The organism is Ideonella sp., from assembly GCF_041287625.1.
Taxonomy (GTDB): domain Bacteria; phylum Pseudomonadota; class Gammaproteobacteria; order Burkholderiales; family Burkholderiaceae_C; genus Ideonella.
The window spans coordinates 1-23948 of the sequence record NZ_JBGGNH010000054.1 but is presented as its reverse complement, the minus strand read 5'-3'; the positions used below and the strand labels follow the sequence as shown (position 1 = coordinate 23948).

General features: G+C 67.0%; 16 protein-coding genes. 4 read left to right on the top strand and 12 right to left on the bottom strand.

The features are described 5' to 3' along the window. From rpoD to argA, 5 genes are all read right to left on the bottom strand, one after another. A partial coding sequence (gene rpoD, locus ACAH41_RS20230) for an RNA polymerase sigma factor RpoD (protein ID WP_370538437.1) occupies window positions 1-2124 on the bottom strand: 2124 nt, incomplete at its 3' end. Window positions 2125-2630: 506 nt separating this feature from the next. Continuing rightward, a complete protein-coding gene (gene dnaG, locus ACAH41_RS20225) occupies window positions 2631-4586 on the bottom strand; it encodes a DNA primase (protein WP_370538436.1) in 1956 nt (651 codons plus the stop codon). A 286-nt stretch (window positions 4587-4872) separates the two neighbouring features. After that, window positions 4873-5178 (bottom strand): H-NS histone family protein, encoded by a 306-nt coding sequence (locus ACAH41_RS20220; protein ID WP_325652373.1) that lies wholly within the window; start codon window positions 5176-5178, stop codon window positions 4873-4875. A gap of 165 nt (window positions 5179-5343) precedes the next feature. Then, the gene (locus ACAH41_RS20215; RefSeq protein WP_325652371.1) at window positions 5344-5616 is read right to left on the bottom strand and encodes an oxidative damage protection protein; all 273 of its coding nucleotides are present in this window, start codon (window positions 5614-5616) and stop codon (window positions 5344-5346) included. Between the two features lie 62 nt (window positions 5617-5678). Further along, window positions 5679-7019, bottom strand: coding sequence for an amino-acid N-acetyltransferase (gene argA / locus ACAH41_RS20210; RefSeq protein WP_325652430.1), 1341 nt, complete (start codon window positions 7017-7019; stop codon window positions 5679-5681). 326 nt (window positions 7020-7345) lie between these two features. Between argA and hrpA the strand changes: the two genes are divergently transcribed. After that, on the top strand, window positions 7346-11206 hold the full coding sequence (gene hrpA / locus ACAH41_RS20205) for an ATP-dependent RNA helicase HrpA (protein WP_370538440.1): 3861 nt from the start codon (window positions 7346-7348) through the stop codon (window positions 11204-11206). A gap of 48 nt (window positions 11207-11254) precedes the next feature. On the opposite strand, the gene serB is transcribed toward hrpA, so the two are convergent. After that, window positions 11255-11968 carry a phosphoserine phosphatase SerB gene (gene serB / locus ACAH41_RS20200; protein ID WP_325652368.1) on the bottom strand — a complete coding sequence of 238 codons (714 nt, stop codon included), beginning with the start codon at window positions 11966-11968 and terminating at the stop codon, window positions 11255-11257. A 106-nt stretch (window positions 11969-12074) separates the two neighbouring features. On the opposite strand from serB, the gene ACAH41_RS20195 reads away from it, so the two are divergent. After that, entirely contained in the window at window positions 12075-14558 is a 2484-nt protein-coding gene (locus ACAH41_RS20195; RefSeq protein WP_325652366.1) for a DUF3772 domain-containing protein, read from the top strand. An 18-nt stretch (window positions 14559-14576) separates the two neighbouring features. On the opposite strand, the gene mfd is transcribed toward ACAH41_RS20195, so the two are convergent. From mfd to ACAH41_RS20175, 4 genes are all read right to left on the bottom strand, one after another. Continuing rightward, window positions 14577-18038 (bottom strand): transcription-repair coupling factor, encoded by a 3462-nt coding sequence (gene mfd, locus ACAH41_RS20190; protein WP_325652365.1) that lies wholly within the window; start codon window positions 18036-18038, stop codon window positions 14577-14579. 61 nt (window positions 18039-18099) lie between these two features. Then, window positions 18100-18999, bottom strand: coding sequence for a helix-turn-helix transcriptional regulator (locus tag ACAH41_RS20185; protein WP_325652363.1), 900 nt, complete (start codon window positions 18997-18999; stop codon window positions 18100-18102). Next, window positions 18980-19540 carry a hypothetical protein gene (locus ACAH41_RS20180; protein WP_325652361.1) on the bottom strand — a complete coding sequence of 187 codons (561 nt, stop codon included), beginning with the start codon at window positions 19538-19540 and terminating at the stop codon, window positions 18980-18982. Before ACAH41_RS20180 ends, ACAH41_RS20185 begins: the two co-directional genes overlap by 20 nt. Window positions 19541-19555: 15 nt before the next feature. Further along, window positions 19556-20446 (bottom strand): hypothetical protein, encoded by an 891-nt coding sequence (locus ACAH41_RS20175; protein ID WP_325652360.1) that lies wholly within the window; start codon window positions 20444-20446, stop codon window positions 19556-19558. Between the two features lie 239 nt (window positions 20447-20685). On the opposite strand from ACAH41_RS20175, the gene ispD reads away from it, so the two are divergent. Together ispD and ispF are read left to right on the top strand one after the other, a co-directional pair. Further along, complete coding sequence (gene ispD, locus ACAH41_RS20170; protein WP_325652359.1) at window positions 20686-21789, top strand: 2-C-methyl-D-erythritol 4-phosphate cytidylyltransferase; 1104 nt, start codon at window positions 20686-20688, stop codon at window positions 21787-21789. After that, window positions 21786-22280, top strand: a complete 495-nt coding sequence (gene ispF, locus ACAH41_RS20165; RefSeq protein WP_325652357.1) for a 2-C-methyl-D-erythritol 2,4-cyclodiphosphate synthase — start codon at window positions 21786-21788, stop codon at window positions 22278-22280. Before ispD ends, ispF begins: the two co-directional genes overlap by 4 nt. On the opposite strand, the gene ACAH41_RS20160 is transcribed toward ispF, so the two are convergent. Both ACAH41_RS20160 and ACAH41_RS20155 read right to left on the bottom strand, forming a co-directional pair. Next, window positions 22281-23603 carry an ATP-binding protein gene (locus ACAH41_RS20160; protein ID WP_370538439.1) on the bottom strand — a complete coding sequence of 441 codons (1323 nt, stop codon included), beginning with the start codon at window positions 23601-23603 and terminating at the stop codon, window positions 22281-22283. It lies immediately after the preceding gene. Between the two features lie 177 nt (window positions 23604-23780). Further along, window positions 23781-23948 (bottom strand): winged helix-turn-helix domain-containing protein (locus tag ACAH41_RS20155; protein WP_370538438.1); only part of this gene is annotated, 168 nt, incomplete at its 5' end.

Genomic DNA, 23948 nt, shown 5'->3' with positions numbered 1-23948 from the left:
GCGTTCGCGCGTCACGTCGAACTGCTTGCCCACTTCTTCCAGCGTGTGGTCGGTGGACATTTCAATGCCGAAACGCATGCGAAGCACCTTGGCTTCGCGCGGCGTCAGGCTGTCGAGGATGTCCTTCACCACGTCGCGCAGGCCGGCCTGCATCGCGGCCTCGATCGGCGCGGTGTTGTTGGTGTCCTCGATGAAGTCGCCCAGATGGCTGTCGTCGTCGTCACCGATCGGCGTTTCCATGGAGATCGGCTCCTTGGCGATCTTCATGATCTTGCGGATCTTGTCCTCGGGCATCTCCATCTTCTCGGCCAGCGTCGGGGCGTCCGGCTCGAAGCCGAATTCCTGCAAGTGCTGGCGCGACAGGCGGTTCATCTTGTTGATCGTCTCGATCATGTGCACCGGGATGCGGATGGTGCGCGCCTGGTCGGCGATCGAACGGGTGATGGCCTGACGGATCCACCAGGTGGCGTAGGTCGAGAACTTGTAGCCGCGGCGGTATTCGAACTTGTCCACCGCCTTCATCAGGCCGATGTTGCCTTCCTGGATCAGGTCCAGGAACTGCAGGCCGCGATTGGTGTACTTCTTTGCGATCGAGATCACCAGGCGCAGGTTGGCCTCGATCATTTCCTTCTTCGCATCGCGCGAGGCCTTCTCGCCCTCGTTCATGCGGCGGTTGATGTCCTTCAGGTCATCCACCGGCACCACGGCACGGGCCTGCAGGTCAATCAACTTCTGCTGCAGTTCCTGCACGGCGGGCAGGTTGCGGCTCAGGATGGCGCTGAAGGGCTTGGCCGCGGCAATTTCCTTCTCGGCCCACTTCAGGTTCAGGGAGTTCGGCGGGAAGGTCTTGATGAAGTGTTCCTGCGGCATGCCGCACTTGTCCACCACGATCTTGCGGATCTCGCGCTCGTAGCGGCGCACGTCATCCACCTGCGAACGCAGGATGTCGCACAGCTTCTCGATGGTCTTCACCGTGAAGCGGATGGTCATCAGGTTTTCGCTGATGGCCAGCTGTGCCTTGCTGTACGGCTGGGACTTGTAGCCTTCCTTCTCGAAGGACTTGCGCATCTTGTCGAAGTTCGTGCGCAGGTCGCCGAACTTGGTCAGTGCCGCATTCTTCAACTCTTCCAGCTTCTTGGTCAGCGCCTTGGAGCCGCCATTGCCGTCGTCGTCGTCCTCTTCGTCGAACTCGTCGAAGTCTTCTTCGGCCACGTAGTCGTCGGCCTCGTCCTTGGCAACGAAGCCGTCCACCACGTCGGAGATCTGCATGTCCCCGGCGGCAATCTTGTCGGCCATTGCCAGGATCTCGGCGATGGTCGTCGGCGAGGCCGAGATGGCCAGCATCATGGCCTGGAGGCCACCCTCGATGCGCTTGGCGATCTCGATTTCGCCTTCCCGGGTCAGCAGTTCGACCGAGCCCATTTCGCGCATGTACGTGCGCACCGGGTCGGTCGTGCGGCCGAATTCGCTGTCCACGGTGGACAGTGCGGCTTCGGCGGCCTCTTCGGCTTCTTCCTCGGTGGCGGTTGAGGTCGCGCCACCGGCGATCAGCAGCGTGGCCGCATCGGGCGCCTGCTCATAGACCGCGATGCCCATGTCGTTGAGCATCGAGATGATGGCTTCGAGGATTTCCTCATTGACCAGCTTCTCGGGCAAGTGGTCGTTGATTTCCTGGTGCGTGAGATAGCCACGCGTCTTGCCCATCTTGATGAGGGTCTTCAGCTCCTGGCGGCGCTTGGCGACTTCCTCTTCGGTCAGCGCGGTTTCGTCCAGGCCGAATTCCCGCATCAGCGCGCGCTCCTTGGCGCGGCTGACCTTCATGCGCAGCGGCTTGGCCTTGGGCTTGTCTTCGGTTTCCTCGACGACTTCGGAGCTTTCGACCACCTCGGCTTCGACTTCGCCTTCCAGCTCGGCCTCGATGTCGCTCAGGTCGTCTTCAACTTCCTCGACTGCTTCCTTCTTGGCCGGGGTTTCCGCCTTCGGCTTGCGGCCACGCTTGGCCTTGCCGTCTTCCGCCGTGGCCGTGGCGGTCTTGGCTGCCGCTTTGGTCTTGGTCGGCTTGGTGTCTTCCGCATCGGCGGCGGCCTTGACGGTCTTGGTGGCGGCGGTCTTCTTGGCGGTCATGCAGATCCTTGAGGGAACCTTGGGGAAACAGTCGTGAGGGGCAGTGCTTTCAGGCTCCTGATACTGCCTCGCCGACGTGCGGCAGCGGCAACGCACAAACGCGCCGCAGCAGAAGCAGGCAATGGAGAACTGAAAACCTGCTGACTGCCTTGCGCATCATGTGGCGACGGTATCGACACATCACAAGCAAAGGCAGCGCAATCAGTGGGCGCAAACCAGTCAGCTCATTCCGGCGGGCAAGTTCGCTTGGACATGACATTTTTGCGTGCAGCGCTGGCGGAGGGAGGAGACCGGCCTTGAGAACTTGAAGTGCGTTCTACCCATGGCATGGGTTATCCATGCGGGTGGTCCATGCCGGCAGTGCTGCTGTCACTCTTGCCGCTGAAAAACGGATTTTACCCAGATGCACTATTTTTAAGCAAGCCAATGCCTTGAAATGCGCAGGGATTTCTGTGGCTTTTTCGCGCACTGGCGCGCCATGCGCAGGCGCCCGCTGCCGGGCCAGCCTAGGTTTCGTCCTTTGGTGCGGCCGCCTGGCGGCGCTTCACTTCCCGCCACTGGCGGTCCAGCTCCCGGTATTGCTGCAGCGCGGCCGGGTCGGCACCGGCCTGGGCCAGCAACTGCTTCATCTGCTGCGCCAGGTCGCGTTCCAGCAGCACATCCAGTGCGCGACGGAAATCGTCCAGCGTGGCGCCAGGGTCGGCGTCGCCGTCTGCCAGCTGGCGGCTGGCTTCGGGCAGTGCCTCGTCGGTGGCCAGGGCTTCACGCAGCACCGCCCAGGAACGCGGGCCGTGCTCGGCCAGGTCGCGCTCCAGCCAGGCGATCAGCTCACCGTGCGGGGCCGGCAGCGCATGCAGGAAATCGTGTTCGTTGCCGGGCAGGCTGTCCCACCATTGCGGCTGGCCAAACAGCATTTGCAGCACCCGGTCTTCCGGCCGCTTCGGCGCCGGCCTGCGGCCCCGCACCGCCGGCGGGCCTTCCGCCTGGCCGGTGCGGTCGCGGTTGAAAGGCCGCTTGCGCCAGGCCGGCTCACCGCTGCCGTACTTGCTGCGGCTGGCGTAGCGCTCGCCGGGCGGCGTGCCATCGTCAAAAGGATCGTCCACCTCCGCCGGTGAGCCGCTGCTGGACTGGGCATTGCTCGAGCGTCCACGTGAACTGCCCTGGCCCTGGCCCCACAGTCCGGACAGTTCCTCCGCCGGCAGGCCGCCCTGGCGGGCCAGTTCGCTGAGCAACTGCAGCTTCAGTGCGCCGTCGGGCAAAGCCTGCCACAGCGGGCGGGCCTGGGCCAGCATGCGTGCCCGGCCCTCGGCTGTGTCCAGCGCGCAGTCGATCGCGGCATGTTCCAGCAACTGGCGCGACAGCGGCACGGCGTCCCGCACCTGGGCTTCGAAAGCTTGCTGGCCATGGGCACGCACATAGCTGTCCGGGTCGTGCTCGGCGGGCAGGAACAGGAAGCGGAAACTGCGCGTGTCGGTGGCATGTGGCAGCGCGGCTTCCAGCGCCCGGCCGGCGGCGTCGCCGTCGAAGCTGAACACCACCTGTTCGGTGAAGCGCAGCAGCTTGTGCACGTGTTCCGCGGTGCAGGCCGTGCCCAACGTGGCCACCGCATTGGGAAAGCCCAGCTGCGCCAGTGCCACCACGTCCATGTAGCCTTCGGTGACCAGCGCGTAGCCCTTTTCCCGCAGGCCCGTGCGCGACTCGTACAGCCCGTACAACTCGCGGCCCTTCACGAAGACTGGCGTCTCGGGCGAGTTCAGGTACTTGGGTTCGCCCTTGTCCAGCACCCGGCCGCCGAAGGCGATGGTTTCGCCCTTGACGTTGCGGATGGGAAACATGATGCGGTCGCGGAAGCGGTCATAGCGCTTCTGGTCGGCCTCGCTCTTGCCTTCGTCCGCGCCTTGCACGATGACCATGCCGGACTCGGCCAGCAGCGGATCGTCGTAGCGCGGAAAGGCACTGGCCAGCGGGCGCCAGCCTTCCGGCGCATAGCCCAGGCCGAAGCGCTGGGCGACCTCGCCGGTCAGGCCGCGGCGTTTCAGGTAGTCGATGGCGCGCGGGCTGGACTTCAGCTGCTGGCGGTAGTGCTGCGCCGCCTTGGCCAGCACGTCGGTCAGGGTGGTCTGGCGCTGGCGCTGCTCGGCCGCAGCGGCGCGGTCGGCTTCGCTGCGCTCGTCTTCCGGCACCTGCAGGCCGGTTTGCTGTGCCAGGTCCTGCACGGCTTCGACAAAACTCATGCCGTGGTGTTCGGTCAGGAAGCGGATCGCGTCGCCATGCACGCCGCAGCCGAAGCAGTGGTAGGTCTGGCGAGACGGGCTGACGATGAAGCTGGGCGACTTCTCGCCGTGGAAAGGGCACAAGCCCTTGTGGTTGATGCCGGCCTTCTTCAGTTCGACATGGCGGCCGACCACCTCGACCACGTCCACGCGCGACAGCAACTCTTGGATAAAACCTGGTGGGATCACAGCGGAAGTCTAGGGCAATGCCCAGGCGCGACCCAAAAAGCTGCGCCAGAAAAAGCAGCAGGGCAGCCGAGGCTGCCCTGTGGTGAGGCAAAGCGATGGAAAGCGCGTTATTGCCTGAAGAAATGTTCGCCGGACCGGCTGGCGGCCGATTTGCCGATTGTTTACTGCCATGCACCGCCGCTGACGGCGTCCCCCTGAATGCTGGCGAATTTCAACTGGAAGGTCCGGGCGAACCTGCGGTACTCAAACCGCGTGCTCGGCCGCTTAAACCGAGGAGCCGTCCAGCTTAAACAGCAAAGTCGCCGAGCGACTTGCCGGAAGCCAGTGCGGCCTGCAGCCACTTGGGCTTCAGGCCACGGCCGGTCCAGCTTTGGCCAGTGGCCGGGTCGCGGTATTTCGCGGCCACTTTCTTGGTGCCTTCGCTCTTGGGGGCTGCAGGCGCCTTGCCAGCCAGATCGGCGGCGGTCAGGCCATATTCGCTCATCAGCGACTTGACCTTGGCAATGGCATCGGACTTGGCGGCGCGCTGCGCTTCAGCAATTTGCTTCTCGAGCGCTGCTTTCTGCGCCAGCAGTTCCTGGATCGTGGTCATTCGGTTATCTCCAATCAATGAACCCGGAGGGCAAGCGAATGATAACCGAGGTCAGCGAAAGGTTCCGCAAGCAAGCTCACAAAACTGTCACTGATTCCCACGACCGCGAAAAAAGCCCGATATGCCAATACCGATGTCGGAAAAGACCCGGGTTAGTGGCTGCCCTCACTCGCTGGGCGGCACATAGCCCGCAGGTTGTTCGGCGCCGCCGCCAAACAGGAACTGCTCCATCTGCCGCGCGAGGTACTGGCGGGCGCGTGCATCGGCCAGGTTCAGGCGGTTTTCATTCACCAGCATGGTCTGGTGGCGCTTCCATTGGTCAAACGCTTCCTTGCTGATGTTCTCGTAGATGCGCTTGCCCAGCTCGCCCGGGTAGACGGGGAAGTCCAGCCCTTCGGCCTCTTTCTTCAGGTAGCTGCACTGGATGATGCGTGCCATGGTATTGCTCTCGTATCGGGTTCGGGTTCTCAAAGGGGCCGGCGGCCCCGGAATGCCGGGCTTCAGCCCAGCTTCTTGATCATGACCTGGGAGCGACGGTCCCAGTTGTATTTGCGTTTGCGGGCCTCGGGCAGCCAATCGGGATCAACCTGGACAAAACCGCGCTTGATGAACCAGTGCATGGTGCGCGTGGTCAGCACGAAGATGGTGTCCATGCCCATCAGCCGCGCACGCTGTTCCACGCGCTTGAGAATCTTGTCGCCATCGCCCTGGCCTTGCACCTGCGGCGAAACCGTCAGCGCCGCCATTTCCCCGGTGCGTGCCTCGGGGTAGGGATACAAAGCGGCACAACCGAAAATCACGCCGTCGTGTTCGATCACCGTGTAGTTGGTAATGTCGCGTTCGATTTCGGTCCGGTCGCGTTTGACCAGCGTGCCGTCGCGCTCGAAAGGTTCGATCAACTGCAGGATGCCGCCCACGTCGTCGGATCCGGCTTCGCGCAGGCTTTCAAGTTTTTCATCGACCACCATGGTGCCAATGCCATCGTGGGTGAATACCTCCATCAGCAGCGCGCCATCGGTGGCAAACGGCAGGATGTGCGAGCGCTCCACGCCGCCGTGGCAGGCATTCACGCAATGCTGCAGGTAAAACGCCGTGTCGGTGGGCTGCATCGGGGCTGGCAAGGCGGTCAGCAGGCGCTCGGCTTCGGCCAGCGAGAGTTCGGTGTCGATCGCGCTGTCCGGGTCGCTGATTTGCTCGCGAATGCCGGGAATCTCGGTCATGAAAAGCAGCTTGTCGGCCCGCAGTGCAATCGCAGTCTGCGTGGCCACGTCTTCCATCGACAGATTGAAGGCCTCGCCGGTGGGCGAAAAACCAAACGGCGAGAGCAGCACCATCGCGCCAATGTCGATTGCCCGCCGGATCGAAGCGGCGTCCACTTTGCGCACCACGCCGCTGTGGATGAAATCCACGCCGTCGACGATGCCGACCGGCCGTGCAGTGAGGAAATTGCCCGACACCACCCGCACGGTGGAATTCGCCATCGGGGTATTTGGCAAGCCCTGGGAAAACGCGGCCTCGATTTCAAAGCGCAATTGGCCGGCGGCCTCCTGCGCGCAATCCAGCGCCACGCTGTCGGTCACGCGCATGCCGTGTGAGAACACCGAGGCATGGCCTTTGGCGGCCAGTTGCTCATTGACCTGCGGCCTGAAGCCGTGCACCAGCACCAGCCGCACGCCCATGGCCTGCAGGATGGCCATGTCCTGCGCAAAAAAATTGAGTTTCCCCGCCGCAATCAGCTCCCCGGTCATGCCAACGACAAAAGTCTTGCCGCGATAAGCATGGATATGGGGCGCCACCGAGCGAAACCAGGGCACGAAGGTATGGGGAAAGACAAGATCCATCACGGGGCGGATTGTGCCGCAGCTGTCGTCGCCGTCCATTGAAAGGGCTTGCTCGGTGGCGCGTCGACAAGGACACGACGGGTTCGCAGGACCGGACTTGCCCGGCGCGGGATAATCCGTGCCTCGTGAATCGACAAGCCTCCCCTCCCAATCCGCCCGCCGACGCGCCCGCCACCTCCGCGGCGGACATCGCCGTCGCACCCGACGCCAGGCCGCCGCGTCCGCCCCGCACCGAGCGCAGTGGACCGCGTGACACTCGTGGGCCACGTGAACCGCGGCCGCCGCGCGAAGCCCGTCCGCCGCGCCCGGCCAATCCTGTGCCGCCCATCCGCTATCCCGAATCGCTGCCGGTTTCCGGCAGGCGCGAGGAGATTGCGCGCGCGCTGCAGCAGCATCAGGTGATCATCGTCTGCGGCGAGACCGGCTCGGGCAAGACCACGCAGCTGCCGAAGATCGCGATGGAGCTCGGCCGTGGCCTGGGAGCTGGCGGCAAGGGCCTGATCGGCCACACCCAGCCGCGCCGCATTGCCGCCAGTTCGGTGGCCAAGCGCATTGCCGAGGAGCTGAATTCGCCGCTGGGCGAAGTGGTCGGCTACAAGGTCCGCTTCCAGGACCGGCTGCAACCCGGTGCATCCGTCAAGCTGATGACGGACGGCATCCTGCTCGCCGAGACGCAGACCGACCCGCTGCTCAAGGCCTACGACACGCTGATCATCGACGAGGCCCACGAGCGCAGCCTCAACATCGACTTCCTGCTCGGCTACCTGCGCCAGATCCTGCCGCGCCGGCCGGACCTGAAGATCGTCGTGACCTCGGCGACCATCGACGCGGACCGCTTCGCCAGGCACTTCGAATCGATCCACGGCCCGGCGCCGACCATCATGGTCAGTGGCCGGACGTTTCCAGTCGAGCAGCGCTGGCGCCCCTTCGAGGAGAAGAAGGATTTCGACCTCAACGACGCGATCGCCGACGCGGTCGACGAGCTGTGGCGCGAGGCCCGTGGCGACATCCTGGTCTTCCTGCCGGGCGAGCGCGAGATCCGCGAGGCGGCGGACCATTTGCGCAAGCACCTGTCTCACCAGCCGCTGCACCGGGACGCCGACATCCTGCCGCTGTTCGCCCGCCTGTCGCAGGCCGAGCAGGACCGTGTCTTCGAAAGCGGCAATGGCCACCGCATCGTGCTGGCCACCAACGTGGCCGAAACCTCGTTGACGGTGCCCGGTATCCGCTACGTGATTGACTCCGGCCAGGCGCGCGTGAAGCGCTACAGCTACCGCAACAAGGTCGAGCAGCTGCAGGTGGAGTCCATCAGCCAGGCGGCGGCCAACCAGCGCGCTGGCCGTTGCGGCCGGGTGGCCAACGGCACCTGCATCCGGCTCTACGACGAGAAGGATTTCAACGAGCGCCCGCGCTTCACCGACCCCGAAATCCTGCGCTCCTCGCTGGCCGGCGTGATCCTGCGCATGAAGGGGCTGCGCCTGGGCGACGTGGAAGATTTCCCTTTCCTCGAAGCGCCGCCGAAGAAGGCGATTGCCGACGGCTACGCGCTGCTGGGCGAGCTGGGCGCGGTCGACGATGCCAACGTGCTGACACGCATCGGCCAGGAGCTCTCGCGCCTGCCGCTGGACCCGCGCGTGGGCCGCATGATCCTGGAAGCGCGCTCGCGCGAAGCGCTGAGCGAGGTGCTCATCATTGCGTCTGCGCTCAGCGTGCAGGACGTGCGCGACCGGCCGCTGGAAGCGCAGCAGGCGGCCGACGAAAAGCACAAGAAGTTCGACGACGAAAAGTCGGAGTTCATGGGCTACCTGAAGCTGTGGAAATGGATCGAGGAAGGCCGTGGCCAGCACGGCCATGCCGCGCAGGCGCAGGCCGGCCAGCAGCTCGATTCACACAAGCTCAGCAACCGCCAGCAGGAGCAGCGCCTGCGCGACAGTTTCGTCAACCCGCGCCGCGTGCGCGAGTGGCGCGACATCCACTCGCAGCTGCACACCGTCGTGGCAGAGCAGGGCTGGCGCATCAACGGCAGCCCCGCCACCTACGAGCAGCTGCACCTGGCGATGATGGCGGGCCTCTTGGGCAACATCGGCCTGAAGGCGGAGGACGACGAGTGCTACCTCGGTGCGCGCGGCATCAAGTTCTGGCGCCATCCGGGCGCGCACCTGAGCAAGAAGCCGGGCCGCTGGATCGTCGCGGCCGAGCTGGTCGAAACCACGCGGCTGTTCGGCCGAGGTCTCGCCAACATCGAGCCGCAGTGGATCCCGCAGATCGCCGGTCACCTGCTCAAAGTCCAGCTGCTGGAGCCGCACTGGGAGAAGAAAGCGGCCGAGGTCATCGCGCTGGAGCGCGCCACGCTCTACGGCATCGTCGTCTACAGCAATCGCCGCGTGAACTTCGGCAATGTGGACCCGCGGTTGGCACGCGAGATCTTCATCCGCGAAGCGCTGGTGAACGGCGAGTGGGACAGCAAGCTGCCCTTCCTTGCGCACAACCGCAAGATGATCGCGCAGGTCGAGGAGCTGGAGCACAAGTCGCGCCGGCAGGACGTGCTGGTTGACGACGAGCTGATCTACGCCTATTACGACGCGCAGCTGCCTGACGACATCGTCAGCGGCCACAGCTTCGAGCGCTGGTTCCGCGAGGCCCAGCGCGGGCAGCCCGAGCTGCTGCGCCTCACGCGCGAAGAGCTGATGCGCCACGAGGCGGCAGGCATCACCACCAACGCTTTCCCGAAGACGCTGCGCATGGGCGGCGTGGACTGCGCCGCCACCTACCTGCACCAGCCGCAGGACCCGAAGGACGGCGTGACCGTCAGCGTGCCGATCTACGCGCTGAACCAGGTGAGCGAAGAGCGTTGCGAATGGCTGGTGCCCGGCATGCTGGAAGCCAAGGTGCTGGCGCTGGTCAAGAGCCTGCACCAGCGGCCGCGCTCGCGCCTGGTGCCGCTGCCGGAGTTCGTGGCGGAGTTCTGCGCCACGGCGCCGTTTGCGCAGGGCAACCTGGTGGACGTGCTGCTGAAGGCCGTGCGCGACCGCAGCCAGATTGCCGTGCAGCGCAACGACTTCAAGCTCGAGCAGCTCGCGCCGCACCTGTTCATGAACTTCCGCGTGGTGGACGAACACGGCCGCCAGCTCGGCATGGGCCGCCAGCTCGCCACGCTGAAGGCCGAGCTGGGTGGCCAGGCGCGCTCCGCGTTCCAGGCCCTGGCCTCGCTGAAGCTGAGCGCCGCACCGGCCCCCGCGCCGCAGGCGCAGACCCCGCAAAACATCAGCACGCCCTCGGGCGGCAAGGCCGTGGTGGCGGGCATCAAGGCCCCGCCTGCGCCGCCAGCCGACACGGCACCTGCCAGACACACCAGCTGGACCTTCGGCGAGCTGCCCGAGCTGATGGAAATTCGCAAGGCTGGCCAGACGCTGATCGGCTTTCCTGCGCTGATCGACAAAGTCACGCACGTCGAGATCGAGGTCTTCGACGAGCCGGATGTGGCCGCCGCGAAGCACCGCGCAGGCCTGCGCCGGCTGGTCGGCCTGCAGCTCAAGGAACCGCTGAAGTACCTGGAGAAAAACATCCCGGACCTGACGCAGATGGCCGTGGCCTACATGCCGCTGGGCACCGCCGATGAACTGAAGGCGCAGATCATCGACGTGGCGCTGGAGCGCGCCTTCCTGCAGGACCCGCTGCCGCAGAACGCGCAGGCCTTCAACCAGCGCCTGGAGACCGGCCGCACCCGGCTGAACCTGATCGCGCAGGAGGTGGCCCGCCTGGCCGGCAGCATCCTGATCGACTATGCCGGCGCCTTGCGCAAGCTGAAGGACGCCCGCGCGCCCAAGGAAGTGGCAGACGACATTGCCGGCCAGCTGCAGCGCCTGATGCCCAAGCGCTTCGTGGCCGTCACGCCTTACCCGCAGTTGCAGCACTTCAGCCGCTACCTGAAGGGCATCGTGATGCGGCTGGACAAGTTGCGTGCAGACCCCGCCCGCGACAGCCAGCGCCTGGCCGAACTGCGCCCGCTGGAACAGCGCTACACGCGCCGCCTGGCCGAGCTGAAAGGCCAGGCCGACGCACGCTTCGATGACTTCCGCTGGCAGCTGGAAGAACTGCGCATCAGCCTGTTCGCCCAGGAGCTGCGCACGCCGCAGCCAGTGTCGGCAAAAAGGCTGGAGAAAACGTGGGCCCAGCTGACCAGCTGAGCATCTCTATCCGTTCGCCCTGAGGCTCAGACCGAACGGGGCGAACCCTCAGCGCAGCACTTGCAGCAGCCTGTCCATGCCACCTTCCGTCAGGCTCAGCACCGCACGTTCGCGCACCGCGGGCTTGGCATGGAAGGCCACCGACAGGCCGACGGCTTCCATCATCGGCAGGTCGTTCGCGCCGTCGCCCACGGCGATGGCTTGCGACGGGGCGATGCCCATCAGGTCGCACACGTCCAGCACGGTGCGGCGCTTCTGCTCGCCATCGACGATGTCGCCCCACGGCTGGTCAACCATGCGGCCGGTGAGTTGCTCGCCATCCATCTCCAGCACGTTGGCCCGGGCGAAGTCCAGCTTCAACTTGCCGCGCACCACGCTGGAGAAAAAGGTGAAACCGCCGGAAACCAGCAGCGTGCGCAGGCCGGCGGCCTGCAGCGCCGCCACGAAGCTCGCCACGCCGGGGTTGAGCTGCAAGCGCTCGTCCAGCACGCGCTGCAGGTCGCCACGTGTCACGCCCTTCAACAGCGCGACGCGCTGGCGCAGGCTGGCCTTGTAGTCGGCGATCTCGCCACGCATCGCGGCCTCGGTGATGGCGGCCACTTCGGCTTTGCGGCCGACCGCCGCGGCAATCTCGTCCACGCACTCGATGTTGATCAGCGTGGAGTCCATGTCGAAAGCCGCGAGCCGGTAGTCGGCCAGGGCAAAAGAGGGCTGGGTGCCGGCACGCAGCAACAATCCGGGAGCGACTTCGGTGGCGGTCATGGTTGAATTTGAGGTCTGGTCCGACAGCCGGATGGGCCGCGGCCCGGCATTATCCGGCACCGTGTTTTGGGAGACGCGCGCACCAGCGCGCCGCAGGAGTGAAGATTTGAAGAACCGATGGCAGGCCCTGGTGGCCGGGCGTGGCTGGGCCGGCATGCTGGGCTTGTTCGTGTTGTGCGGTGCATTGCTGGCCGCCGGCTGGGTTCACGCGCAGGGGCCGACGCAGGACGTCGACACCTCGCTGGACGCCACGCGTGCGGCGCTGGACAAGATCTCGCGCCAGTTGGACGCCGAGAAGCTGGCCGACGGCGAACTCACCGGCCTGCGCAAGAGCCTGCTGACCCTGCAGCAAAGCGCCGCGCAGGTGGCCATCGACCAAGCGCCCGAGCTCGCAAGCGCACAGGCGCGGCTGGCCGAACTGGGCCCCGTGCCGGCCGAAGGCGGCGAGGCGCCGGACGTGGCCAAGCAGCGCCGCAGCGTCGAGCAATCCGTCTCGGAGCTGGACGCACGCGTGAAGCTCGCACGGTTGCTGGCGGTCGAAAGCGAACAGCTGGGCGACAAGGCCGCTGACCTGGCGCGCACCCGCTTCCAGGCCCATCTCTTCGAGCGCACGGATTCGCTGCTTTCCCACGCCTATTGGCAGGACCTGGGCACCAGCCTGGCACGTGACGGCAACCGGCTGCGCGGCGTGCTGGCCCAAGTGGCCGCGGTGGCCGCCGTGACACCGGTCTGGACCATGCTGGTGCTGCTGTTGCTGGTGGCCGGCGCCGTGGTGCTGCGGCTGTGGTTGATGCGCGTGCTGACGCGCTTCGAGGTCGAGCATGTGCCGCGCGGCCGGGTGCGGCGCTCGTCGTTCGCGCTGGCCTATGCGCTGTTGGCGATGCTGGTGCCCGGCACGCTGGCTTTTGCCGTGACCGTGCTGCTGGACACCGGCCCAGGCGGCAGCGCCAGCCTGCATGCCCTCTTCGGCAGCCTGGTGGGCGCGAGCTGTTTCTCGGCCTACATCACGGGCATCAGCCAGGCGGTGCTGTCGCCCAAGCGCAGCTCCTGGCGCATGCTCCCGCTGTCGGACACGGTCGCCCGTGGCTTGCGCGCCTATCCGCTGCTGCTGGGCCTGATCACCTTCTTCGGCTGGCTGGCGCAGCAGGTGGCCGGCCTGGCGCAGTCGGACCTGGCCACCGTGGTCGCGATCAACACCGGCTACGCGCTGCTGCTCGGCCTGCTGATGGCCAGCGCGCTGAGCCGCGGCGGCCGGCTGCACCGGCTGGCGGTCGCTGGCCTGGCGGGTGAGCCGGAAGGCGCGGCACCGCCCAAGCCGCTGTGGCTGACCTTCTGCGTTGCCGCGCTGTGGCTGCTGCTGGTGCTGAGCCTGGCCGGCATGCTGATGGGCTATGTGGCCCTGGGGGCTTTTGTCGTGCGCCAGGTCGCCTGGGTGCTGATCCTGGCGCTGAGCGCCTATGTGATCACCGCGGTGATCGACGATGCAGCCAATGACTGGCTGGTGCCTGTGGCTGCCAGGCAGCAGGCCGAAGCCGAAGCTGACGATTGCGGTGACCCGGCCAGCGAGCGCTTGGCTGCTGCCGGCGGGCGCCGCCAGCAGGTGGCACTGCTGCTCTCGGCGGCGTTGCGGCTGACCATCGTGCTGGTGGCCCTGGTGCTGGTGCTGGCGCCGTTTGGCGAAGGCCCGCGTGAGCTGTTCAAGCGCACCGATCAGCTGGTGATGGGCATCACCATCGGTGAGCTGCAGTTGAGGCCGACAGCAGTGTTGCAGGCCGTGCTGGTCTTCCTGCTGGCCTCCACCGTGCTGCGCGCACTCAAGCGCTGGACGATGGAGGAATTCCTGCCGACGACCTCAATGGACGCCGGCATGCGCACCTCGGTGACCACGTTGCTGGGCTTCATCGGCACGGTCATCGCCATCGCGTTGTCGCTGTCGGCCGTGGGCCTGGCGCTGGAGAAGGTGGCCTGGATCGCCAGTGCCTTGTCTGTGGGCATCGGCTTCGGCTTGCAGGCGGTGGTGTCGAACTTCGTCTCCGGCCTGATCCTGCTGGCCGAGCAGCCGGTCAAGGTGGGCGACTGGGTGGCACTGGGCGGCGTGGAGGGCGACATCCGGCGCATCAGCGTGCGCGCGACCGAGATCGAGATGGGGGACCGCTCGACCTTGATCGTGCCGAACTCCGAGTTCATCACGAAGGTGGTGCGCAACGTGACGCGCCACAGCCCGCTGGGCCTGGTGCAGATCAAGCTGCCAATGCCGCTGTCCAGCACCGACCCGGACAAGGTCACCGAGCTGCTGCTCGCCGCCTTCACCGAACATCCCGACGTGCTGGAGCAGCCTGCGCCCAGCGTGTTCCTGGACGCGATTGCCGACGGCAGCCTGGTCTTCAATGCCACCGGCTTCGTCAGCTCGCCACGCGCCGCCTACAAGACCCGCAGCGCGCTGCTCTACACCGTGCTGCGTGAGCTGCGCGAGGCCGGCCAGCCGATCTGGCGCGCACCGTCGATGGTGCTGCGCGATGCGCCGGCGCCTGCCGCGCCGGACCCAGGCATCCAGACCAGCGTGCGGGGCACGCCGGACACGCCTGGCTGAGCCGGCTGACCGATCCGCTCAGCGCGGCTGTGGCGTCGGCGTGCCCAGTTGGCGCAGCAGCTCGCGCATGTACTGCGCCCGGTCGCCTGCTTCAGTCAGCTCGCGGTCGATGCGCAGCTTGTCGTTGCCCACCAGCTTGATGTGCCGGTTCTTCTGCACCAGCTCGATGATCTTCATGCCGTCCACCGGCGGGTTGGGGCGGAAGGTGATGTTCATCAGCTTCGGGCTGGCGTCGATCTTCAGCACGCCGTAAGGCTTGGCCAGCAGCCGCAGCCGGTGGGTGTCGAACAGGGTCTGGCCCTGTGCTGGCAGCTTGCCGAAACGGTCGGTCACCTCTTCGAGCAGGCGGTCCAGCTGGTCGGCCTTCTCGGCGCTGGCCAGGCGCTTGTAGAGGTTCAGCCGCGTGTGCACGTCGCCGCAGTAGGCGTCCGGCAGCAGCGCGGGGCTGTGCAGGTTGATCTCGGTGGTCGCGCCGAACACGGCGCTCTGCGGGCTCAGCAGGTCCGGCACCTCGTTGTTCTTCAGCGCCCGCACGGCTTCGTTCAGCATCTCGTTGTAGAGCTGGAAGCCGACCTCCATCATGTTGCCGCTCTGGTTGTCGCCCAGCACCTCGCCGGCGCCGCGGATCTCCAGGTCGTGCATGGCCAGGTAGAAGCCCGAGCCCAGCTCTTCCATCTCCTGGATGGCTTCCAGGCGCTGCGCGGCCTGCTTGGTCAGGCCTTCGACGTCCGGCACCAGCAGGTAGGCGTAGGCCTGGTGGTGGCTGCGGCCCACGCGGCCGCGCAGCTGGTGCAGCTGGGCCAGGCCGAACTTGTCGGCCCGGCTGATGACGATGGTGTTGGCCGAAGGCACGTCGATGCCGGTTTCGATGATGGTCGAGCACAGCAGCACGTTGTGGCGCTGGCTGGTGAACTCGCGCATCACGCGCTCCAGTTCGCGCTCGGGCATCTGGCCGTGCGCGACCGCAATGCGGGCCTCGGGAATCAGCTGCTCCAGCGCCTGGCGCCGGTTCTCGATCGTCTCCACCTCGTTGTGCAGGAAATAGACCTGGCCGCCGCGCTTGAGTTCGCGCAGCACCGCCTCGCGGATGGTGCTCTTGCCTTCGTTGCGCACGAAGGTCTTGATGGCCAGGCGCCGCTGCGGCGCGGTGGCGATCACGCTCAGGTCGCGCAGGCCTTCGAGCGCCATGCCCAGCGTGCGCGGGATGGGCGTGGCGGTCAGTGTCAGCACGTCCACCTCGGCGCGCATGGCCTTGATGGCTTCCTTGTGGCGCACGCCGAAACGGTGCTCCTCGTCGATCACCAGCAGCCCCAGGCGCTTGAATTTCACGTCCTTGCTGAACAGCTTGTGGGTGCCGACGACGATGTCGATGGTGCCGTTCTCGATGCCCTCCAGCGCCACCTTGATCTCCTTGGCGGTGCGGAAGCGACTCAGTTCTGCCACCTTCACCGGCCACTTGCCGAAGCGGTCGACGATGGTCTGGTAATGCTGTTCGGCCAGCAGCGTCGTGGGCGCCAGCAAGGCGACCTGCTTGCCGCCGATCACTGAGACAAAGGCCGCGCGCAGTGCGACTTCGGTCTTGCCAAAACCCACGTCGCCGCAAACCAGGCGGTCCATCGGCTTGGGGCTGACCATGTCCTGGATCACCGCGTGGATGGCCGCGCGCTGGTCTGCAGTTTCCTCGAAGCCGAAGCTGGCGGCGAAGGCTTCGTAGTCATGCGGCGAGAAGCGGTGCGCCATGCCTTCGCGGGCGGCGCGCAGCGCATAGAGGTTCAGCAATTCGGCCGCGGTGTCGCGCACCTGCTCGGCGGCCTTGCGCTTGGCCTTGTCCCACTGGGCCGAGCCCAGCTTGTGCAGCGGCGCCTCTTCGGCCGACACGCCGGTGTAGCGGCTGATCAGGTGCAGCTGCGAGACGGGCACGTAGAGCGTGGCCTTGTCGGCGTATTCCAGGTGCAGGAATTCGCTCGGGCCCTCGCCCAGGTCGATGTGGATCAGACCCAGGTAGCGGCCGATGCCGTGCGCCGAGTGCACCACCGGGTCGCCGATCTTCAGCTCGGACAGGTCCTTGATCAGCGCGTCGACGTTGCTGGTCTGCTCCTGCTTGCGGCGGCGGCGCGTGGTGGGCGCGCTGGCGAACAGCTCGGTCTCGGTCAGGAACTGGATGGCCTTGCCATCGCCTGGCTCGTGCCAGAAGAAGCCCGCAGCCAGTGGCGCCGCAGTGATGGCCACCTTCTCGCTGCCGGCTTCGAATTCGGCAAGCGTGGCGACGGCCGGCACGTCGATGCGCTGGTCGCGCAACAGTTCCAGCAGGCTCTCGCGCCGTCCGTCGCTCTCCGCCACCAGCAACACGCGGTGTGGCGTGCTGGCAATGTGTTTTTCCAGCGCGGCCAGCGGGTCGGTGGCGCCGCGGTCGGCGCTCACGTCGGGCAACGGCCGGGCCCATTCGACCGGCTCGGTGCCACGCATCACCAGCGTGGCGTGCGCGCCGGCCAGCGCGAAAAAGTCGTCCACCTTCAGGAAGATGGTTTCGGGCGCGAGGATGGGCCGGTCCGGGTCGTGCTGCAGGAAACGGTGGCGGTCGCGCGTGTCGGTCCAGAAGCGCTGCAGCGCCTCGTCCACCTCGCCGTGCAGGACCAATGCAGCCGGAGAGCCGCCGTCGAGGTAGTCGAAGATGGTCGCGGTTTCTTCGAAGAACAGCGGCAGGTAGTACTCGATGCCGGCGGTGGCAATGCCTTGCGCAATGTCCTTGTAGATGCGCGACTTGGTCGGGTCGCCTTCCAGCAGTTCACGCCAGCGCTGGCGAAACAGCGTGCGGGCCGCCTCGTCCATCGGGAACTCGCGGCCGGGCAGCAGCTCCACGCCGGGCACCGGGTACAGGCTGCGCTGGCTGTCCGGGTCGAAGGTGCGGATCGAGTCGATCTCGTTGTCGAACAGGTCCACCCGGTACGGCACCAGCGAGCCCATCGGGAACAGGTCGATCAGGCCGCCGCGCACGGCGTATTCGCCGGGCGACACGACCTGGCTGACATGGTCGTAACCGGCCAGCGTGAGTTGGCGCTTCAGCCCGGCTTCGTCCAGCTTTTCCTTCTGCTTGAACTGGAAGGTGGTGGCGGCGAGGAAAGAGGGCGGCGCCAGCCGCGTCAGCGCGGTGGTGGCCGGCAGCAGCACCACGTCGACCTCGCCGCGGTGGATGCGCCACAGCGTGGCCAGCCGCTCGGAGATCAGGTCCTGGTGCGGGCTGAAGGTGTCGTAGGGCAGGGTTTCCCAGTCGGGAAACACGGCCACGCGCAGGCCGGGCGCAAAAAACGGCAGCTCGTCGGCCAGGCGCTGGGCGTCGCTGGGGTCCGCGGTGACGATGCCCAGGCGCCGGCCTTCGGCGGCGCGGGCCTGGGCCACGCGGGCCAGCAGCAGTGCGTCGGCCGAGCCGGGAGGGCGGGGCAGGGTGAATCGTTTCCCGGGGGCGATGACAGGCAGTTGCATGGTGCGAAAAAAGCAAAGCGCCCCGGGTGCGACTGCAGCCGTGGCGTTCAAGCGCCCGATTCTAGGGAAGCGCTGCGATCTTCGCTGTCGGCCCCCGGTCGGGCAGGGGCAAGGGTTCCAGGCCCGGCGGGCGCCGGGCCAGATGCCAATCGATCCAGTCCGGCAGGCCCTGGTCGTCCATGGCGGTGCGCTGCGCCGGGAAGAAGTGCGAGGGCGGCGCGCCGTAGGTCTGGGTCCAGACCTTGGCGAAATGCGCCGAGTCGACAAAGCCGGCCTCCAGCGCCACGTCGGTCAGGCGCCTGCCACTGCCCATGAACTGCGCTGCGCGGCGGATCTTGTTGGACAGGCTGTAGCGCCGCAGCGGCAGGCCCAGCGCCTGCGAAAAAAGCTGCGAGGCCCGGTGAGGCGACAACCCTACCGCGCGCGCCACGTCCTCCAGCGCGCAGCAGGGGTTCTCGTCCATGACCGCCATCATCTGCTGCACCCGCAAGTCCAACGGCGCTGGCAGTGGGAATTCGCCGGCCACTCGTTCAATGGCCCGGCGTGCTGCCTGATCCAGTTCGCCGCCGTGCAGTTCGCCGCGATAGAAGGCGTGGGCAAGGTGGCGGAACTCGGCGTGACGGGCCAGGTCCAGCGTGGCAACGCCCGGCCAGGGGTTCACGCCATGGAAGGCCCGGTACTGCGGATGATTGGGCTCCAGGTCGATCAGCACCAGCGGCACCTGCCGGGCCAGCAGGCGCTTGCGCACCAGCGGTCGCACCACCAGCAGTTCACCTTGCACGGTGCCGCGCGGCGTCCAGATGGTCATCGGCTGGCTGCCAAGTCCGAGCACGATGGTCGCGGCATGGCGCTGGCTGGCGCTGACCAGGCCGGCCGCGGCGTACAGGATGGCGTCGCCCATCAGCCGGGCGCGCCCACGCGGCGGGTCGGCCGCGGCTGCCTCAGGGCTCGGCCGCGCCATCGGGCGCGTCCTCCTCGTTCAAGGCCAGGCGCAGGCGCAGCGGCTGGCCGTCCCGCACAACATCCAGCTCGACCGTGGTGACCAGCATCAGCGAGATCATGGAGTTCTCGTCCACGTCCAGGTTGGACTCGGTGTCCAGCGTGTACACCCGGTCCCCCGGCCGCAGGCCCAGCCTGGCATACAGTGTTTCGGGTGCCACCGCCTGGACCTCGAAGCCGCCACGCTCGGACGGCAACACGCGGACCTGACGCAGGAAGTGCGCAGCGGTCTGCGGGTGCACGGCGCTGAGGCGAATGGGCTCGATGGGCATGTCGCCGAGCTGCGGTGCGCGTGGTGCAGCCGGCGAGGGCGGTGTTTCGCTGCGCGCAGGCTTCTGCGGCACCGCGGCCTGCGGGGCGACCGCCTGCACCGGCCGCGGCGCAGCCACCACGAAGCGCGGCGCTTCGGGCGCGGCTTCGCCGCCAGACAGCCAGGCCAGCCCTGCACCCGCCGCAGCCGCGAGGGCTGCAGCGGTCAGACCGCAGGAAGTGCGCAGGGCCATGCGTGGGCAGCTTGCTCAGTTGACGAAGGTCTTGAGCCAGTTCAGCGTGGCGTTCAGCTGCCATGCGGCCGAGCCGTTCTGGTAGCCCGCGTCCACCAGCAGGCCGCTGCACTGCGTGCCGTACAGGCCGCCGTAGCCCATGAAGCAATGGTCGGCATAGAGGTCCAACACTTCGTAATCCTTCACGATGTACCAGCCGCTGCCATTCTGGCGAAAACAAGACTGCTGGCCACTGCAGGTCAACCCGGTGACGAGCTGGGCCTGCGAGCGTGCGATGGCCTCTGTGCCGCCGACGAACATGTCGCGCTCGCCGTTGATGATGCGCAGCCGGTCGCCGGTCTGCGTGTGATTGCCGTCGGCAATGCAGGACGACAGGTTGTAGGCCGCGGTGTAGGTCGAGCCGGTGCCCTGGCCGAAGGAGGCGCGCACCCGTGAGTCGTAGTTGCGCGAGAGCACCGAGATGATGGAGCCCTGGCTGAGGCCGCCGGTGACCACGCCTTTGGAGCAGTCCGCCTTGGCACGCGAGCAGAGCTTGGCGATGGCGCTGTTGACGCTGTTCGCATCGAAGATGCCCTTGGCCCGGCCGCCGATGATGCTGCAGTTGCCGAAGCTGGCGTTGTCGTACTGCACCGTGGCGGCGACAAATCCTTTGGCCGCGGCGGCGTTCACCGCGGCGCTGGCCCAGGCACTGTTGTACGACTCGCCGGTGCCGCCGATGTGCACATAGACCGGATATTTGCCCGAGGCCGTGGGTTCCTTGCCGGCAATGTTGTAGCTGGCGCCGTTGGTGTAGGTCATGCTGAAGCTGGTCTGAGCCTGGGCGGCGTGAGCGGCGAGCAGCGCGCTGCCGGCAAGCGTGAGCAGGCGCAGCGAGCGCAGGGTCTGGCGGATCAGGGAGCGGTTCATTCGGGTCTCCTTCGTTGGGCATCTTGTTGAGGGAACGCAGCGGATTCTTGGCACCGGGCCGGTGGCGAACTTGTACCGAAATGACATGCCGCCTCAGGGAATGCCCGCCGATGGCAACCAGTCGCAACAAGCGGCCGCCAGCCGGAAGCACATCCTGTCCAGGCCTGCCCCGGGGTGCACTTGTATTGGCATGCCAGGCCGGTGACCTCCCTGTGTTGCCTTTCCCTAGAATCGGGCCCATGAATCCAATGACCATCGGCAGCGTGCCGCGTTGCTTTGCGCTGGTGCCCTGCGCGGGCGCCGGCCGTCGTGCCGGCAGCCATAACCCCAAGCAATACGAGCCGGTCGCCGGGCGGCCACTGGTGGCCCACACGCTGGCCGCCTTGGCAGGCGTGGCCCGCATCGAGGCCACGCTGGTGGTGCTGGCGCCCGATGACGAGCAGTTCGACGACGAGTTTCCTGGCCTGGTCGGCGACCGGCTGTGGACCGCCAAGGTGGGCGGTGCGACCCGCGCAGAAACCGTGGCCAATGGCCTGGCCGAGTTGAAGATGCGCGGCGTGCAGCCGCACGACTGGGTGCTGGTGCACGACGCGGCGCGCTGCCTGATCCGCGCCGAATGGGTGGACCGGCTGATCGACAATTGCCATGACGACGAAGTGGGCGGCTTGCTGGCGCTGCCGCTGGCCGACACGCTGAAAGCCGACATGGACGGCGACGTGCATCCCGAAGCACGCGGCCGCGTGCAGGCCACCGTGCCGCGCGACGGCAAATGGGCCGCGCAGACGCCGCAGATGTTCCGCCTGGGCCTGCTGTCCCCGGCGCTGGCCGCCGCCGATCCGGCGCAGATCACCGATGAAGCCAGCGCCGTCGAAGCCCTGGGCCACCAGCCGCTGCTGGTGCGTGGCGACTACGAGAACTTCAAGGTCACCTGGCCGGGCGACTTCGCGCTGGCCGAGCGGCTGCTGGCTTCGGTCAAGCCGGGGCCCGAAGCGCGGGCCTTCGTGCCCGCCAAGGACTTCGAGCTGTCGCAGCGCTTTTATGCCGACATCGGCTTCACGCAGGAGTTCGCGCACGGCAACCTGGCCGGCTTCAAGCTGGGCGATACGGGTTTCCTGCTGCAGGACTTCTACGAGCCGCAGCACGCCGCCAATTTCATGATGCACCTGACGCTGGACGACCTGGACGCCTTCTGGCGCACGCTGCAGCAGAACGACATCATCGGCCGCTACCAGGTGCGGGTCGAGGCGCCTGAACAGCGGCCATGGGGCCTGGTCGACATGGTGCTGTTCGACCCCAGCGGCGTCTTGTGGCGCATTGCCCAGCGCATGGAGACGCCGGCATGACGCTGCCCGCCATTCGGGTTGGAGAAGGCTGGGACACGCACCAGCTCGTCACCGGCCGGCCGCTGGTGCTGGGCGGCATCACGATCCCGCACACGCACGGCCTGCTGGGCCATTCAGATGCGGACGCGCTGCTGCATGCGATCACCGATGCGCTGCTGGGCGCCGCCGCGCTGGGCGACATTGGCAAGCACTTTCCCGACACCGCCGTCGAATTCAAGGGCGCCGACTCCGCCGTGCTGCTGGCCGAGGCCTACCGCCGCGTGCGGGCCGCCGGCTGGCAGTTGGTGAACCTGGACACCACCATCGTCGCCCAGGCGCCGAAGATGGCGCCACACATCGCCGCGATGGTGGTGCGCATTGCCGAAGTGCTGGACATCGAGCCCGGCCGCGTCAACGTCAAAGCCAAGACGGCCGAGAAGATGGGCCCGGTGGGCGAAGGCCGCGCCATCGAGGCGCGCGCAGTCTGCCTGCTGGCCGCGATCTCGAACTGATCAGGCGCGGCGCAGGCGAATGTGCGCCATCAGCCCGCCATCGCGGGCATTGGCCAACTCCAGTGACGCATCGATGCGCTGCAGCGCCTTCTTGACGATGGCCAGGCCCAGGCCGGCGCCGGTGGCGGCGGTGCGGGCGGCATCGCCTCGGAAGAAGGGCGTGGTCAGCTGGTCCAGCTTCTCCGGCGGCACACCCTGGCCGTAGTCGCGCACCGTGATGATCACCGTGTCGCCGGCCAGCACGTGGCTGACCTTGACCTTGGCCACGCCGGTCTCCACCGTGCGGCCGTAGCGGCGCGCGTTTTCGAACAGGTTGGCGAACACCCGGCCGAGTTCGGTGTCGTCGCCCAGCACGCCCAGCGTGGGCGGCAGGCGCAGCGAGAAGCGGATCTGCGACTGGTCGCGGAAGGCGGCGGCCTCGCGTTCGATCACGCTGCTTAGGTCGACCGGCACCGGGTGCGGATCGTCCGGCCGGGCGTAGTCCATGAACTTGTCGATGATGGCGTCGAGCTGGTCGATGTCCAGCGCCATGTTGCGCCTGGCCTCGTCGTCGGCCACGCTGATCTCGGCCTCCAGCCGCAGCCGGGCCAGCGGCGTGCGCAGGTCGTGCGAAATGCCGGCCAGCATCACCGCACGCTCTTCCTCGACCTTGGCCAGTTCGCGCGCCATGCGGTTGAAGCCGATGTTGACCGCCCGGATCTCGGTGGTGATGGTGCTTTCGTCCAGCCGCGAGTCGTATTCGCCTTCGCGGATGCGGCTGGCGGCGAACGACAGGTCCTTCAGCGGCCGGTTGATGAGCCGGGCAATCGCCACCGAGCCAAAGACCGTGGCCAGCAGCGCAATGCTGACCCAGACCACCCAGGTGCCCGGCGTCAGCGGTTCGACGCGGGCGTATTCGGCCTGCATCCAGTACGGGTCATCGTCGATCTCGAAGCCGACCCACAGCGCAGGCATGCCGTTGACCGTTCGGGCGACCACGGTGCTGGGGCCGAGCCGTGCGCGCAGGTCGTCGGCCACTCGGCGGGTGAAGCGGTCGGTCTCGAAGGCTTCCCACTTGTCGCCCGGCTCGCGCGGCACGATCTTGACCGCCTCTTCCTCGCGCATGGTCTTGACCACGGCGATGCGGTTAATGCCGTCCGAGTAGCGCAGTGCAGCACGCGAGAGGTTGACCAGGCTGCCGATCTGCTGCGCGGCCTGCACCGCGCGCGGCTCGAATTCGAGCTGGCGCAGCGTCTGCACCCAGGCCAGGATGCCGAAGGACAGCAGCAGTGCCAGCAGCACGAAGGTGCGCCAGAACAGGTTCAGCGACAGCGGCGTCTTCAGCGGCCCGAGCCGGCGCGGCCGGCGCTTCTTGCTGCTGCTGGCGCTGCCGCTGCTGCGCTGGCTGCGGCTGCGCGTGGCGCGGCGCGCCGCACGCACCTCTGGCGTTTCGGCCGGGCGTTCGGAGGGGGCGCCGCCTTGCGGTGCGTCAGGCAGCGTCACGCTTCCCACTGATGACTCTTAAACCATTTCGCTGGGCACGAACACGTAGCCCACGCCCCAGACGGTCTGGATGTAGCGGGGGTTCGACGGGTCCGGCTCCAGCATCTTGCGCAGCCGGGAAATCTGCACGTCCAGGCTGCGGTCGAAGGGCTCGAACTCGCGGCCGCGGGCCAGCTGGGCCAGCTT